At 62.9% G+C, this 14,757-nt stretch carries 17 protein-coding genes; 9 read left to right on the forward strand and 8 right to left on the reverse strand.

Annotation, left to right across the window (positions count from 1 at the left end; all coding sequences use genetic code 11):
* Positions 1–147 precede the first annotated feature (147 nt).
* The 5 genes from ACFQ6Y_RS03310 to ACFQ6Y_RS03330 all read left to right on the forward strand — a co-directional run bounded on the left by ACFQ6Y_RS03310 (position 148) and on the right by ACFQ6Y_RS03330 (position 4,298).
* The gene (locus ACFQ6Y_RS03310) at positions 148–1,299 is read left to right on the forward strand and encodes an acyl-CoA dehydrogenase family protein (RefSeq protein ID WP_003940468.1); all 1,152 of its coding nucleotides are present in this window, start codon (positions 148–150) and stop codon (positions 1,297–1,299) included.
* A gap of 31 nt (positions 1,300–1,330) precedes the next feature.
* Positions 1,331–2,077: a GntR family transcriptional regulator gene (locus ACFQ6Y_RS03315; RefSeq protein ID WP_003940169.1), complete on the forward strand. Its 747-nt coding sequence runs from the start codon at positions 1,331–1,333 to the stop codon at positions 2,075–2,077.
* Between the two features lie 80 nt (positions 2,078–2,157).
* Positions 2,158–2,610, forward strand: coding sequence for a MaoC family dehydratase (locus ACFQ6Y_RS03320; protein ID WP_378531399.1), 453 nt, complete (start codon positions 2,158–2,160; stop codon positions 2,608–2,610).
* Positions 2,611–2,650: 40 nt separating this feature from the next.
* Positions 2,651–3,847: an acetyl-CoA C-acetyltransferase gene (locus ACFQ6Y_RS03325; RefSeq protein WP_378628914.1), complete on the forward strand. Its 1,197-nt coding sequence runs from the start codon at positions 2,651–2,653 to the stop codon at positions 3,845–3,847.
* A gap of 61 nt (positions 3,848–3,908) precedes the next feature.
* The gene (locus ACFQ6Y_RS03330; protein ID WP_317552083.1) at positions 3,909–4,298 is read left to right on the forward strand and encodes a metalloregulator ArsR/SmtB family transcription factor; all 390 of its coding nucleotides are present in this window, start codon (positions 3,909–3,911) and stop codon (positions 4,296–4,298) included.
* A gap of 7 nt (positions 4,299–4,305) precedes the next feature.
* Here the strand turns inward: ACFQ6Y_RS03330 and ACFQ6Y_RS03335 are convergent, their stop codons facing one another.
* From ACFQ6Y_RS03335 to ACFQ6Y_RS03345, 3 genes are all read right to left on the reverse strand, one after another.
* Positions 4,306–4,803 (reverse strand): hypothetical protein, encoded by a 498-nt coding sequence (locus ACFQ6Y_RS03335; RefSeq protein ID WP_378531404.1) that lies wholly within the window; start codon positions 4,801–4,803, stop codon positions 4,306–4,308.
* Positions 4,804–4,914: 111 nt separating this feature from the next.
* Positions 4,915–5,565, reverse strand: a complete 651-nt coding sequence (locus ACFQ6Y_RS03340; protein WP_378628917.1) for a pyridoxamine 5'-phosphate oxidase family protein — start codon at positions 5,563–5,565, stop codon at positions 4,915–4,917.
* 16 nt (positions 5,566–5,581) lie between these two features.
* A complete protein-coding gene (locus ACFQ6Y_RS03345) occupies positions 5,582–6,535 on the reverse strand; it encodes a DNA-3-methyladenine glycosylase family protein (RefSeq protein ID WP_378628920.1) in 954 nt (317 codons plus the stop codon).
* A gap of 45 nt (positions 6,536–6,580) precedes the next feature.
* Here ACFQ6Y_RS03345 and ACFQ6Y_RS03350 point away from each other — a divergent pair, with 45 nt between their 5' ends.
* Positions 6,581–7,132, forward strand: a complete 552-nt coding sequence (locus ACFQ6Y_RS03350; protein WP_317552080.1) for a ribonuclease H — start codon at positions 6,581–6,583, stop codon at positions 7,130–7,132.
* 5 nt (positions 7,133–7,137) lie between these two features.
* Here ACFQ6Y_RS03350 and ACFQ6Y_RS03355 read toward each other — a convergent pair whose 3' ends face one another.
* From ACFQ6Y_RS03355 to ACFQ6Y_RS03365, 3 genes are all read right to left on the reverse strand, one after another.
* Positions 7,138–8,136: an MDR family oxidoreductase gene (locus tag ACFQ6Y_RS03355; protein WP_378628923.1), complete on the reverse strand. Its 999-nt coding sequence runs from the start codon at positions 8,134–8,136 to the stop codon at positions 7,138–7,140.
* A gap of 105 nt (positions 8,137–8,241) precedes the next feature.
* Complete coding sequence (locus ACFQ6Y_RS03360; RefSeq protein ID WP_378628926.1) at positions 8,242–9,375, reverse strand: 12-oxophytodienoate reductase; 1,134 nt, start codon at positions 9,373–9,375, stop codon at positions 8,242–8,244.
* Between the two features lie 4 nt (positions 9,376–9,379).
* Complete coding sequence (locus tag ACFQ6Y_RS03365; RefSeq protein ID WP_378446857.1) at positions 9,380–9,907, reverse strand: nuclear transport factor 2 family protein; 528 nt, start codon at positions 9,905–9,907, stop codon at positions 9,380–9,382.
* A gap of 125 nt (positions 9,908–10,032) precedes the next feature.
* On the opposite strand from ACFQ6Y_RS03365, the gene ACFQ6Y_RS03370 reads away from it, so the two are divergent.
* Positions 10,033–10,938, forward strand: coding sequence for an amidohydrolase family protein (locus ACFQ6Y_RS03370; RefSeq protein WP_378628928.1), 906 nt, complete (start codon positions 10,033–10,035; stop codon positions 10,936–10,938).
* 22 nt (positions 10,939–10,960) lie between these two features.
* Here the strand turns inward: ACFQ6Y_RS03370 and ACFQ6Y_RS03375 are convergent, their stop codons facing one another.
* Positions 10,961–11,704: an SDR family NAD(P)-dependent oxidoreductase gene (locus ACFQ6Y_RS03375; protein WP_283302923.1), complete on the reverse strand. Its 744-nt coding sequence runs from the start codon at positions 11,702–11,704 to the stop codon at positions 10,961–10,963.
* Positions 11,705–11,731: 27 nt separating this feature from the next.
* Positions 11,732–12,670, reverse strand: a complete 939-nt coding sequence (locus ACFQ6Y_RS03380; protein WP_378628931.1) for a 3-oxoacyl-ACP reductase — start codon at positions 12,668–12,670, stop codon at positions 11,732–11,734.
* Positions 12,671–12,943: 273 nt separating this feature from the next.
* On the opposite strand from ACFQ6Y_RS03380, the gene ACFQ6Y_RS03385 reads away from it, so the two are divergent.
* The gene (locus ACFQ6Y_RS03385) at positions 12,944–13,087 is read left to right on the forward strand and encodes a hypothetical protein (protein ID WP_378446854.1); all 144 of its coding nucleotides are present in this window, start codon (positions 12,944–12,946) and stop codon (positions 13,085–13,087) included.
* Positions 13,088–13,155: 68 nt separating this feature from the next.
* Entirely contained in the window at positions 13,156–14,751 is a 1,596-nt protein-coding gene (locus tag ACFQ6Y_RS03390) for an acyl-CoA synthetase (RefSeq protein ID WP_378628934.1), read from the forward strand.
* Positions 14,752–14,757: the final 6 nt, after the last annotated feature.

Genomic DNA, 14,757 nt, shown 5'->3' on the forward strand with positions numbered 1-14,757 from the left:
GATGAGCTGCCGTGAACGGCGTTGATGTGCAACGAACTGCCTCGATGCTGGCAGTTGCTGCGTATCCATGTCAAGGAGCGGTATTGACATTGCGCGAACAATATCGAAATATGGCCGTACAAACTTTTTTCAAGTCGAGGCGGATTCATGCTCAAGCTCAACGACGAAGAGACATTCCTGATCGAAACCGTGCGCCGGTTCGTCGACCGAGAGGTCAAGCCCACAGTTCAGGAGGTGGAGCACGCGAACGAGTATCCCGAGAAGTGGATCGATCAGATGAAGCAGATCGGGATCTACGGTCTCGCGATTCCCGAGGAGTACGGCGGATCGCCGGTGTCCATGCCCTGTTATGCGCAGGTGACGCAGGAACTGTCGCGAGGGTGGATGTCCCTGGCGGGAGCGATGGGCGGTCATACGGTGGTCGCGAAGCTCATCTCACTGTTCGGTACCGAAGAGCAGAAGGTGAAATACCTGCCGCGAATGGCAACCGGTGAGATCCGGGCAACCATGGCACTCACCGAGCCTGGCGGTGGCTCCGATCTGCAGGCCATGACGACCAACGCCAAGAGCGACGGCACAGATCTGGTCGTCAACGGGGCCAAGACGTGGATCACCAATGCCCGCCGGTCCGGCGTGATCGCCTTGCTGTGCAAGACCGATCCGAGTGCAAGCCCTCGGCATGCGGGCATCTCGATCGTTCTCGTCGAGCACGGCGAAGGACTGACGGTCTCCCGCGATCTCCCGAAGCTCGGGTACAAGGGCGTCGAGAGTTGTGAATTGTCCTTCGACAACTACCGAATCTCCGAGTCGGCCATTCTCGGTGGCACTCCTGGCAAGGGATTCGGGCAGATGATGAAGGGGCTCGAGACCGGCCGTATCCAGGTGGCCTGCCGTGCGCTGGGCGTCGCCACGGCTGCACTCGAGGATTCGCTTGCCTACGCGCAGCAGCGCGAGAGCTTCGGGCAGCCGATCTGGAAGCACCAGTCGATCGGGAACTATCTCGCCGACATGGCAACCAAGTTGACTGCGGCACGGCAGCTGACCTGGCACGCGGCGCAAATGTACGACAGCGGCGAGCGGTGCGACATGGAGGCAGGCATGGCCAAGCTGTACGCCTCCGAGGTGGCAATGGAAATCGCGTTGTCCGCCGTCCGCATCCACGGTGGTTACGGCTACTCGACGGAGTACGACGTCGAACGGTATTTCCGTGATGCGCCGCTGATGATCGTCGGTGAGGGAACCAACGAAATTCAGCGCAACGTGATCGTTTCGCAGTTGGTTGCCCGCGGCGGTCTGTGACGGCCCGGTGAGCAAGTAGGATCATGTCGCTATGAGCGGTAAGGAAAGAGAGACGGAGCCGGCGTACCAACGCCTCTCTCGTGAGCTTCGTCAGCAGATCTCTGCCGGTACCTACCGCGACGGCATTCAACTGCCCACCGAATCCGAACTGGCGCAGCATCATGGCGTGAGCCGGCAGACGGTCCGCCGAGCCTTTCACGACCTCGTTGCCGAGGGCATCGTGTACCGGGTACCCGGGCGCGGAACGTTCGTGACCGAGAACAGTGGCCGCTATCTCCGTCATCTCGGGTCCATCGAAGATCTCATGAACCTTTCGCGGGACACGACGATGGAAGTAGTCTCACCGCTGCAACGGCGCGTGGACATCGAGGCTGCCAGTCGGCTTCGGCTCGACACCGACGTCGTGTACACCGTGGTCTTTCGGCGGATACACGAAGGGGTTCCGTTCGTTCAGACGACGGCGCATCTGCCGGAGGCGATAGCTCGTCAGATCATCGACCTACCCGCAATGGCCGCCGGTGCGGTGAGCGCAAATACCGTGATCGGCTTGCTGGAACCGCTGATCGACAGTCCGATTGTCGAAGCAGCACAATCGATCACGGTGTCCCCGGCGACGGCGGACGTGGCCAGGGACGTCGATTGCGAGATCGGGCACGCCATGCTGCGGGTGGATCGGTTGTACTCCAACGCGCAGGGCGTCGCCAACGAGCTGTCGGTGAGTTACTTCTTGCCGGAGCAGTACACGTATCGGGTGACACTGCGCCGGGGCGCACATTAACACTGCGCCGGGGCGCACATTAGAACTGCGCCGGGCGTTGTTGCTTTCCTTTGCTGTTCAACACTTTTCAGGAGAGAACTATGCGAATTTTCAACGGAATCGACGAAGTAGAGACGGCTGTGGGTGAGCACTTGGGCTACAGCGCGTGGTTCCCGGTCACACAGGATCGGATCGACAAGTTCGCCGACGCCACCGAGGATCATCAGTGGATTCACGTGGATCCCGAGCGCGCAGCGCAGGGCCCTTACGGCGGTACCATTGCCCACGGCTATCTGACCCTGTCGTTGTTGCCGGTGCTGGGCGCTCAGGTGATGCGCGTCGACGGAATTTCCATGACCGTGAACTACGGCAGCAACAAGGTGCGATTCCCCGAACCGGTCAAGGTCGGTTCGTCGGTGCGAGCGGGCGCGGAGATTCTTTCCTTCGAGCGCACGGCGAAGGGCGCGACGATTGTCGTGCGGTACACGATCGACATCGAAGGAGCGGGCAAACCTGCGCTGGTGGCAGACACCGTGCGCCTGCTGGTTGCCTGAGCCCTTTTCCATTATTCCAGAACGAGATTCGAGGTCAGTTGTGAAACGAGCAGCATTGGTCGCGCCGGTCCGAACCGCGGTGGGCCGCTTCGGAGGGGCACTTCGAGACGTGCCGGCGGAAAGTTTGGCTGCCACCGTGGTCAAGGAGACTGTGCGTCGTAGTGGAATCGATCCGTCTCGCATCGACGACGTCGCGATGGGGCAGTCGTATGCCAATTCGGAGGCGCCGTGCATCGGTAGGTGGGCGGCGCTCGAGGCCGGGTTGCCCATTTCGGTGGCCGGCTTCCAAACGGATCGACGATGCGGAACGGGCCTGCAAGCCATCGTCACTGCGGCCATGATGGTCCAGACGGGTGCTGCCGACGTGGTTCTGGCGGGCGGTGTCGAATCGATGAGCGGGATCGAGCACTACACCACCGGAGCGCGGTGGGGCACCAAAGCCGGTGGGCTGCAACTGTTCGACCGCCTCGATCGTGGTCGCGAGCGCTCGCAACCCGAGTGGCGTTTCGGCCTGATCAGCGGAATGATCGAAACGGCCGAGAACGTCGCGACACGCTGCGGGATCAGTCGGGAAGAGTCGGACGCGTTTGCCGTCGACAGTCACCGAAAAGCAACACTGGCAAGAGATTCCGGCCGGTTCGACGCCGAAATCGTCACCGTCGAACTGAAGGATCGAAAAGGGAACGTCACACAGTTCCGTGCTGACGAAGGGATCCGTTCGGACACCTCACTCGAAACTCTGGCACGGCTGCGTGCGGTAACCGAGGGTGGCGTCGTGACCGCCGGTAACGCCAGCCAACAGAATGACGCTGCCGCAGCGATGTTGGTGGTCGCCGAGGATCGTCTGGACGAACTGGGGCTGGAGCCCATCGGGTTCCTCGACAGCTGGGCCGCAGCCGGTTGTGAACCGGCGCTGATGGGACTCGGGCCGGTCGCCGCCGTCTCGAAACTGTTTGCCAGGACGGGTGCAGGCTTCGCCGACTTCGAGCTGGTCGAACTCAACGAAGCGTTCGCGTGCCAGGTTCTCGGTGTCGTGAAGGAATGGGGTTTCGAGGACCTCGATCGCCTGAACGTCAACGGTTCCGGCATCTCGCTCGGGCACCCGGTGGGAGCGACGGGTGCGCGTATGGCGACGACGGCCCTTCACGAACTCGGCCGTCGCGGCGGCGGAAAAGCGCTGTTGACCATGTGCATCGGCGGTGGCCAGGGCATGGCGGCCGTGGTGGAGTCTGCCTGACCAGGTCGCGCTTCTGGGTACACTTGCGGCGGGGGATCGGAAGTTCTACGGAGGCAGTCGGTTGACGAATGCAGGTGCAGCAGACACCAGCGGCGCGCTGAGCATCGAGGATGTTCGTCGCGCCAGGGCTGCACTCGAGGGTTTGGACGTCACCAGTTGGTCCGGTCGCTTCGAACTGCTCTCCGACGCCAACCGTCTGCGTCTGCTGCTCTGCCTTCACCACGCACCGGGTATCTGCGTCACGGATCTGTCCGTGGCGCTGGGGATGAGCGGCACAGCCGTCTCACATGCGCTGCGACTGCTGCGTAGCCAGGGATGGGTGAGCGCGACGCGCGACGGCCGATCGATGCGGTACCAACTGGCAGACGACACCGTTCACCAGTTACTGCATTCGATCGGCGCCACGCATTTTCACGAGGAGTCACACACCCCCGGGCACACGCACAGCTGAGCGGCTCTCAAGGAGTCGCGAAGAACTTCTCGACGGCCGGTGCAGCGTTCGGGTTTCCGTTGGTGATTCCTGCGCCGACTCCGGCAACCGTGCCGATGACTCCACCGACAATGCAGCCGGCGATGAAGTTCGGGAAGATCGACAGGCAGCCGATTCCGACGCCTAGGTTGGCCCCGATCAGCGTCGACTGCAGGCCACCGTTGTTCCAGCCGGTATTGACCTCGTTGGCCATGGTGTCGAACGCGGCCTGCTTCGGATCGTTTCCGGGGAAGAGCATCAACGCCGCCTGGCTGTTCGACTCGGCGGTCGGGGTGAACAGGGGTTGGGACGGATCGAAGCCCGCATTCGGGGGCGCTGCGACGGCAGTGCCGGCTCCGGCGCCGACAGCGGCGACAACGAGAACGGACATCGTGAGAGTTCGGGACAGTTTCATGGGGACGGCCAATCTGTCTGTGTGGAACCGGTCGTGAATGGTGGCGGTGCAGTTCGTCAGCCTGAACTCCACCGTCAGGATCGATCGTGCGGACCTCCTCGGGCACAACGGGACCCGTCGTCTTCGCGCGACGGGCCGTGTTTGGTGGCTACCCGACTCCGGGTGCCCTGAAACCGCCTAGTCTCATTCGTTTTTCGACAAGCGAGCGCGCAGTTCTTCGACCTCGGCAGTAAGGCGATCGACCTCGGCTTGCAAGGGTTGGCGTGCCAGAGCGAGGGATTCGTCCATGCGTTCCTTGTCGAAGCGAGGCGTGATGTTTCGACTGCAGTTCCAGTCGAACGCTTCGACGTCGATGACGATGGAGCGCTGAGCTTTTGCCGTCATCGTGCCGCCGGGAACCTGCAAGAGTTGTTGCAGCAGTTCGGGGTCCTGATCCGCTTCGATCACCTGCGCGCGCCCGTAAATCTTCAATCTGGTCCGCGTCGGGTAGTCGATGACGAACAGCGAGATGCGATTGTTCTCTTCCAGATTGCCGAGTGTCACGAATTGCTGATTGCCGGGCAGATCGGCGAATCCGATTCGATTCGGACCCAACACATGCAGGAATCCACGCGGGCCGCCGCGATGTTGGACGTACGGCCAACCGTCGGGTGTCACCGTGGACATGTAGAAGGAATCCACGGATTTCACGAATCCCTGAGCGCGGAAATCGAATTCCATCGGGCCTTCGTCGGGCTGATCGAGTTTCGAACCGTAGACGGTGAAGCTACCGGTCGACCGCTGACGCTCCACCGCAGCGGGTGAGAAGGCGATGTGTGCGTATCGGGTCGACATTTTTCTCTCCTGGTGCTTAGTGCCAGCGGTGGTCGGCAACGGCTGTTCGCGGACCGAACTTGGGTTTGACTGCTTGACCGCTGACCTGCAGCAGTCGCACAGCGCGGTATCGATGCGGTTGGAGGGGAGCGAGGTACTGCACCATCTGGGCGTCGTCGATCGGTTCACCCAGCAGCGACCACCCGACGACCGCGGCGAGGTGATAGTCACCGACCGAGAGTGCGTCGGAATCGCCGAAGGCACGCTGCGCCACTTCGGCGGCAGTCCAGATCCCGACGCCGGGGACCGCTCGCAATCGTTTGGTCGCTTCCGCCCTGGAGAACGTGGATGCCTGCTCGAGGCGGTCGGCGACGCGAGCGCACTGAACGATCGTCTTGGACCTCGCGGGATCGACGTTCGCACGATGGAACTCCCACGACGGCATTCGACGCCATTGGTCCGTGGTGAGTGGAACTCGCATTCCGTCGGGCGCGGGGCCGGGTGGGAGCTCACCGAACTTGGTCAACAGGCGGCGCCACGCGGCAAACGCGTCGATGCCGTGAACTCGTTGCTCGAGGATCGCTGGTACGAGAGCCTCCATGACGCGTCCGGTGCGGCCGATGCGCAGATGAGGGAAGCGTCGATGGGCTTCGGCGAGCTTGGGATGTTCGGGAGCAAAATCTTCGGCTTCGTCGTCGAGGCCGAGCAGCGCGTCGGCGCCTTCCAGTAATTCCGTGGCACCGGGACCCCACGCCTGCACGCGGACCGTGTGCCGATCCGACTGCGTGATGCGGTAGGTCACAGGACCCGAAAGTTGGCGGGAAACTCGCCAGATCGCTCCGTCGGCGGACCGCCGATGTGCGGGGTCGCCGGGTCCGCGCTGATGCGGGCTGAGCGTCAGCGCGGCATCGAGTGGTCGCTGAGAAGTCACCGTGACTTCGTCGGCCGGAGATAGCGGCGTCATCGAGGTCAGCGTATCGCCACCGTCCATCCTCCGTTAAGGCGTGTGTCGGTGGCGCAACGTATTGTCCGAGCCATGATCATCGTGAGCACCGACGGATCCTGTCTGCGAAACCCCGGTGGGGCTATCGGCTGGGCGTGGGTCAATCACGAGGGTCCGAGCATGTCCGGCGGAGAAGCGTCCGGCACCAACCAGATTGCCGAGTTGCGTGCCCTCTTCGAGGCCGTCGTCGCGCATCCGGGCGGGGATCCACTGCTCATCGAATCCGACTCGCAGTACGCCATCAAGTGCGCGTCGGAATGGCTGCCGAGTTGGAAGCGCAAGGGATGGAAGACCGCGAGCGGCGGGGCGGTCAAGAATCTGGAACTGGTGCAGAGCATCGACCGAGCCATCACCGACCGTGTCGGACCGGTGCGCTTTCGCTGGGTGCGCGGGCACGTCGGCAACCACTACAACGAAATGGCCGACAAGTTGGCCGGCGAAGCCGCACGCGCCATCGTCTCGGGGGACATCGCGTCGGTCCCGCTTGCGGCGCCGGTGAAGAAGGAACCGACCGTCGTGAACTCCTCGTACAAAGAGAAGTCCACGACGGCCGAAGAACCGGCAGATTTGTTCACACTGTTCTGAGCGGTTCAGAAACCGTCGGCAACCTGAACCAGCGCCCGGCCCGTGTACTTACCCTCGCGTACCTGATCGATCACCGAGACGACGTCGCGGACGGCAACGAGGTTCGTGATTTCCTTTAGATGACGTGGCGCAAGGTCGGAGCCCAGACGTGCCCACAGTGCACGACGGGGTTCGATCGGCATCAGTACCGAGTCCATGCCCAGCAGTGAGACTCCGCGGAGAATGAACGGCAGCACGGTCGTAGGCAGCGCGGCGCCACCGGTCAATCCGCTGGCAGCGACAACACCGCCGTAGTTGATCGTGCTCAGCACGTGGGCGAGGGTCTTTCCGCCGACGCAGTCGACGGCCGCAGCCCACTGGGATTTTCCGAGCGGACGGGGCTTGACGTCGGGATCCTCGGGGAGCCGGCCGATCACCGAAGACGCACCGAGAGACGTTAGAAGGTCTGCCGCACCGGGCTTGCCACTGGAGGCGACCACGTCGAAGCCTGCGCTTGCCAGAAGGTCGACGCTGACGGTGCCGACGCCGCCGCTCGCGCCCGTCACCAGGACGGGACCGTCGGCGGGCTTCACTCCGCTGGCCAGAATCGCTTGGACACACATGGCGGCGGTGAATCCAGCCGTGCCGATTGCAGCAGCGTCGGCAGTGGAGATGCCGTCGAGCTTCACCACCCACTCGGCAGGCAGCCTGGCGATCTCCGCGTAGCCGCCGTTGCGGGCGGTCCCGATCTCGTATCCGTGGGCCACCACCTTGTCGCCGGGGGCGAACGCGTCGGACTCGGAGGCAATGACCTCGCCGGCAACGTCGATACCGGGGACGATCGGGTAGTCGCGAACCACCCCGCCCTTCGGGGTGACCGCGAGGGCGTCTTTGTAGTTGACGCTCGAATATTCGACACGAATGGTGACCTCACCTGCAGGGAGGAAGGATTCGTCGACGGTTTCGGGGGCGAAGTCGATGGAGCCGTCGCTGTCGCGGGCGACCCAGGCGTTGAAAGTAGTCATAAGTCGAACATAAAGGCCTTCGGCCCTGTGCGCCTTTTTGGTAGTGCGAACTACCGGAAAGGCGCACAGGGGCGGAGCCCCTAGATCAACACAGGGGCGGAGCCCCTAGATCAAGCTGCCCTCATGCACCGCTCGATCGAAAGCCGGCAGCGGACCGCCCGCGCGCAGGGTCGTCGCCAACGCAGGATCGGCGAGATGGAGACGGCCGATCGCGATCAGATCGAACTCACCACTGCCGATGCGCTCCTCGAGTTGCGGGATGTTGTCCACGACAGGTGCGGCGCCTTCGATGCGACTGTCGCGCAGTGACTTTCCGATCCCGACGCTACCGACGGCCATCGTGACGGCACCGGTCAGCTTCTTTGCCCAACCGGCCAGTGAGAGGTCGCTGCCTTCGAAGGCCGGGACGTCGAAACGCCTGATGCTGGCGTCGAGGACGTCGACTCCGGCGTCGACCAGCGCACCCAGGATGACACCCAACTCCTCGGGAGTTTCCGCGATCTTCGCGGTGAAATCCTGCTGCTTGTGCTGCGAGAAACGGTAGATGATCGGCAGATCCGGGCCGATTGCCGCGCGGATTGCAGCGACGACGGCGGCCGGGAACTTGGTACGACGCTCCAGGTCGCCGCCCCACGCGTCGTTGCGCTGGTTGGTGCCCTCCCAGAAGAAGGAATCGAGGAGGTAGCCGTGACCGCCGTGGATCGCGATACCGTCGAAGCCGAGTTCGACAGCGTGCTTCGCGCTGCGGACGTAGGCGTCGATGACGTCCTGGATGTCCTGCTCGGTCATCGCCTCGGTGCTAGCCTGCGCGCGCTCGACGTAGGCAGCGGAGTACGAGGTGACGCCGAGCGGGCCCCATTCACCGGAGGGGCGCATCGGCTTGAGCGACGGGTCCATCTGCGTCATCGCGCCCCACAGCGGTCCGACGTGCCAGAGCTGAGGCACGATCTTGCCGCCCGCAGCGTGCACGTCGTCGACGACCTTGCGCCATCCAGCCTGCGCAGCGGGGGTATGGAGGTTGGGGACGTTGGCGTGATCGACAGCAGTCTCGTGATCGATCGCGACGCCTTCGGTGACGATCAACCCGGTGCCGCCCTCAGCGCGTCGGCGGTAGTAGTCGGCAACGTCGCGGCCGGGCACACCCTCGATGGAGTACGTGCGCGTCATCGGCGACATGACTATTCGATTGGACAGTTCGAGCGAACGGATGCGGAGCGGTTGGAACAGCGGGTTGGTCACTTCGTCACAGCGCTTTCATGAATCGGAAGAATCCGGGGTCCTGGTCGACTCGGAGCCTGGTGAGGGTTCGGTAGCTGATCAGCCACTTACCGTCTTCTTTGCGGTATTCCTCGTGGTAGTGGCCGTAGCCGTGCAGATGCAGCTCTTTCTCGCCGTCGTTCCACCACAACATGTCCTCCATTGCCCAGATACCGGTTGCGGTGGTGGGCGAGGTGAGCACAATTTCGGGGGTGTGTGCGTGGTGCGCTGTGGTGAGGGGGATGTCGCCGTCGAGCATGTTCCGAATTGCTGCGGTGAGCTTGTCGATTCCCACTACCTGGTTCGAGGTGTCACCGGTCTTGGGTTGCTTGTCTGTCGGGAGTCCGCCCCACGTCTCGCTGACGACGTCTGAGGTGTGCAGGGTTGGGTAGACGTGCCACTGCTTGGTGTCCATACAGCGTAGGCGCGCGGCGAAGACACGCTTGATTTCCTCGATGGCGAGCAGTTCCTCGACGGCACTGATCGACTCCACTTCGGACTCGGTCTGAGACATTCAACCTCCAACAGTGATCGGCAATATGGGTTCACATTCGGGTGCTCGGGTCAGGCCGTCAACGACCTGTCCCGGTGAGCGCGACGGCACTCGGTATGGTCGAGCGAACGAAAGGGGTGTCAGACGTGTGTACCGAAGAGGTCCCATCGACCGGACCGGAAGAGATTGCCGAGGTTCGGGCTTTCTGGCGCGATTTGGGTGTTCCGGGTGTGATCGACGTCCATACCCATTTCATGCCGAAGAGTGTCATGGACAAGGTGTGGGGCTACTTCGATTCCGCGGGACCGATGATCGGTCGACCGTGGCCCATCGCCTACCGACTTGCCGAGGAAGAACGGGTACACCGTCTCCGCGAGTTCGGCGTCCGGGCTTTCACGTCGATGATCTACCCCCACAAGCACGCGATGGCCGAATGGCTCAACCAGTGGGCCGTCGAATTTGCCGCGCAAACACCTGATTGCCTGCACACGGCCACGTTCTATCCCGAGGAGTCGGCGGCGTCGTACGTAGGGAAGGCGTTGGAGTCCGGGGCGCGAATCTTCAAGTCCCACATCCAGGTCGGCAATTACGATCCGAACGATCCTCTGCTCGACAAGGTCTGGGGTCAGCTCGAGGACTCCGAGACGCCCATCGTGATTCACTGTGGTTCGGGACCGGCTCCGGGGGAGTACACGGGGCCCGATCGCATCGCTTCGCTGCTGGCACGGTACCCGCGCCTGCCGTTGATCGTCGCGCACATGGGGATGCCCGAGTACAGCGAATTCCTCGATCTTGCAGAGGCTTACGGCAACGTCCGCCTGGATACGACCATGGCGTTCACCGACTTCACGGAAGAGCAGTGCGCCTTCCCGAAGGCCGATGTCTCTCGGCTCGTCGACATGCAGGACCGGATTCTGTTCGGTAGCGACTTCCCGAACATTCCGTACCCGTATCTCACCGCCTTGCAGGCGGTTACGCGCTTCGATCTCGGTGGCGAGTGGCTGCGAGCCGTTGTGCACGACAACGCTGCCAAGCTCTTCTCGGTGAGCTGAGCCCACCGAGAAGACCTTCGACTCAGCGCAGTTTGATGCTGCCGCCGTCGGCCATCAGCGTCTGACCTGTCATGTACTTGGAGTCCTCGCTCGCCAGGAACACCACGACGGGAGCGATGTCGGTTTCGGGATCACCGATGCGTCCGAGAGGTACCTTGGCGACGGATGCGGCTGCGCGCTCGGGGAAGGCTTCCTGCCACTTGACGACGCCTTCGGTGGCGGCGAACGGGCAGACAACGTTGACCCGAATGCCCTCTGGCGCCCACTCGTTGGCGACTACGCGAGTCAGGCCTCGCACAGCTTCCTTGGCTGCCGCGTAGGACGTCTGGGTGGGCATGCCGTCCAGGCCGGAGCCCGACGCGAAGTTGACGACCGAACCCTTGGTCTTCGCGAGTTCGTCGTGGCATGCCTGCATCAGGTGGACGACAGGGTAGAAGCCGGTGTTGAAGGACAGGTCGAACATGTCCTGCGTGGTTTCGAGCAACGGAGCCTGACGGGACGCGTGAGCGTTGTTCACCAGGATGTCGAGCTTGCCGAAAGCCTCGAGCGCGGCGTCACGGATCTGCTCGGCAGAACCTGCGGCAGCGAGGTCGACGTTCAGGAATTTGCCGGCCCCGGCCAGTTCCTCCTCGAGTGCCTGGCCCTGCTCGTCGTTGATGTCGACGAACAGGACCTTCGCGCCTTCACGAGCGAAGACTCGGGTGATGGCACGACCGATTCCGCCGGCGCCGCCGGTGACGATCGCTACCTTGCCGTTCAACCTCATGAAAACGCTCCTCTTCGTAGGTGCTTCTTAAACTGTTGCGGTCTCGTCGACTGCAAGGGCAATCTTTTCGAGGCCGGCGATGCTGTAGGCAGCGTAGGTCTCGTACGGTCCGCGGCCTGAGAAGTAGGACGAGAGCTGGCCACCGAGCTCTTCGACCGTGAACGCGGATCCGGCTGCGTCGAAACGATTTTCGACCTTGGGTGCTTCCATCAATGCCACCATCTTGCCGTAGACGACGAAGACCTGGCCGTTGATCTCGTCGGAATCGGGGGATGCGAGGTAGCTGACAAGGGTCGCGACGCGCTCGGGTGCCAGCGGATCGAGACCGCTTACGCCGGTGTTGTTCTCGCCGAAGGCTTCTGCTGTCATGGCGGTGCGGGCGCGGGGGCAGATCGCGTTGGTGCGGACGCCGTAGCGGGAGAGGCCTGCTGCGCTCGAGAGCGTCAGAGCGGTGATACCGGCCTTGGCCGCCGAGTAGTTGGGCTGTCCGGCGCTGCCGAAGAGGAAGGCCTCGGAAGAGGTGTTGATGATGCGGCCGTAGACCGGTGCGTCGGCTGCCTTGCTGGCTGCGCGCCAGTGGACTGCGGCTGCGTGCGAGGTGGCGGCGTGACCCTTGAGGTGCACGCGGATGACGTCGTCCCAATCGGATTCGGTCAGGTTGAAGATCATCTTGTCGCGCAGGATGCCTGCGTTGTTGACGAGGATGTCGAAGGATCCGAAGTTCTTGACAGCTTCTTCGATGATGCGCCCGCCGAGCGACCAGTCGGAGACGTCGCCCGTGATGGCGAGTGCCTGTCCACCTGCGGCCTTGATCTCGTCGACCACGTCGTTGGCCGCTGCACCCATGTCGTTGACGATGACAGCTGCGCCGGAAGCGGCGAGTCCGAGTGCCTCGGCGCGACCCAGGCCGGCACCGGCGCCGGTGACGGCGGCAACTTTGCCTTCCAAGCTCAGTGATTGCGTCATGTCGTGCTCCTTCGATCCGGTCTGGCGGTAAGTTCGGCAAAATTAGTATTCATTCTAATTTGAAGTCGAGAGTTCGGTTGCCGTTCCGAAAAAATCGTTCGAACAAAATCAGAATTAGTTCTAGTTTTGAACACAAGTCTGGCCATCTGAGGGGCAGTCCCACTCAGCGGGAGCGGTGATCTGGGTCACGAGCCGTGCATGCCACCTTGGGGCGACGCGGCGATCCCACCGCGTACGCGCTTGCGTCACCACCGATCCTGTCCCGGAGCCATCATGGTTGTCGACACCCAGAAACGTCCCCACCCCACACCTCCGTCGGAAATCCTCACGGCGGGATCGGCTTTCGCGACCTCTGGTGGTGCGACGGGTGAATCCGCTCAGTTCCTGGCCGCATTCGTCGGCGCCAGGATCGGATAGTTCTCACCGCAAACGCAGTACGGTCGGCCCCGAATTCGCCGGGCCGGACATCAAGGAAGGCACCAGCAGTGTCATTGAATTTGGCAGATCTGTTCGAGGGTATTTCGGATTTGATTCCGGACCGCACGGCACTCGTGTGCGATGGGCGTCGTCGCACATACGTCGAGCTGGACGAGGGCTCGAATCGCATCGCCCGCCACCTGGCGAGTGTCGGTGTCGGGCCGGGCGACCACGTTGCTCTGCACATGCGCAACAGCATCGAGTTCGTCGAAAGTTTGCTCGGGTGCCTCAAAATCCGCGCGGTCCCGATCAACGTCAACTATCGCTACGTCGACGCCGAACTGACCTACCTGTACAACGATTCGCAGTCGGTAGCGCTGATCGTGGACGAGGAGTTCGTTCCCGTCGTGGAGACGGTTCTCCCGGCCGTGCCGGGCATCAAACACGTCGTCGTCGTCGGCGAGTCGGCGGTCCGCGACATCGAAGGTGTCGACATCGTTCGATATGCCGACGCTGCAGCGGAGCAACCCGCTACTCGTGACTTCGCGCCTCGCAGCAACGACGACCTGTTTGTCATCTACACCGGCGGCACGACGGGAATGCCCAAGGGCGTCATGTGGCGGCATGAAGACTTCTACTTCGCGGCGCTCACCGGCGGAAACCCGTTCGGTCCGCCGCATACGACTGCCGAAGCTCTGTATGCCGCGGTACCGAACGTTCCCGCGATGAACATGCTCAGCACCGCACCCCTGATGCACGGCGCGGCGTCCTACTCGCTGTTCACCGGATTCTTCATGGGTGCCAACGCAATCCTCATGGCGCGGTTCGACGCGAAGTCGACGCTGCAGCTCGCCGGGAGTGAGAAGGCCGTCTCCATCACCGTCGTCGGAGATGCGATGGCTCGTCCGCTCGCAGACGAATTGGCGTCGAACGCAGCAGATTACGACCTCAGTACAGTCGGAATGATTTCGTCGGGCGGAGCGTTGTTCTCGCTCTCACTGCGCGAGCAGTTCAAGTCCATACTTCCGAACCTGGTGATTCGCGACGGATTCGGCTCCTCCGAGTCGGGCGTCGACGGCAATCTCGAAATCGGCGAAGACGGCCTGATGCGCATCGCCGCTCGTGACGAGACGCGCGTCGTGGACGAACGGATGCGGCCGCTCGAGCCGGGATCTGCCGAGACCGGATACATCGCTCGCAGTGGTCACGTGCCGGTCGGGTACTTCAATGATCCGGTCAAGACGGCGGCTACGTTCCCGGTGATCGACGGTGTGCGGATGTCGGTACTCGGCGACGTCGGGCGAGTGGAAGCCGACGGCTCGATCGTCCTGCTGGGGCGTGGTTCTCAGTGCATCAACACCGGCGGGGAGAAGGTGTACCCGGAAGAGGTCGAACAGGCACTCAAGAGTCACCCGGCAGTGCTCGACGCTCTGGTCGCGGGAATTCCGGATGCGAAGTTCGGTGAGCGCGTCGCTGCGGTCATCACGACCCGCGAAGGCTTCGACGTCCCGGACGCTGCCGAGATCGGTGAGCATTGCGCGTCGCACGTTGCTCGGTACAAGGTGCCGCGCACTGTTGTCAGTGTGCCGTCGATCAGGCGCTCTCCCAGCGGAAAGGCCGACTATCGCTGGGCCAAGGCCACTCTCGCCGAGCAAGCCTCCTAATCCGGC

Origin of the sequence: Rhodococcus sp. NPDC056516 (genome assembly GCF_042794655.1) — a bacterium.
GTDB lineage: Bacteria > Actinomycetota > Actinomycetes > Mycobacteriales > Mycobacteriaceae > Rhodococcus_F.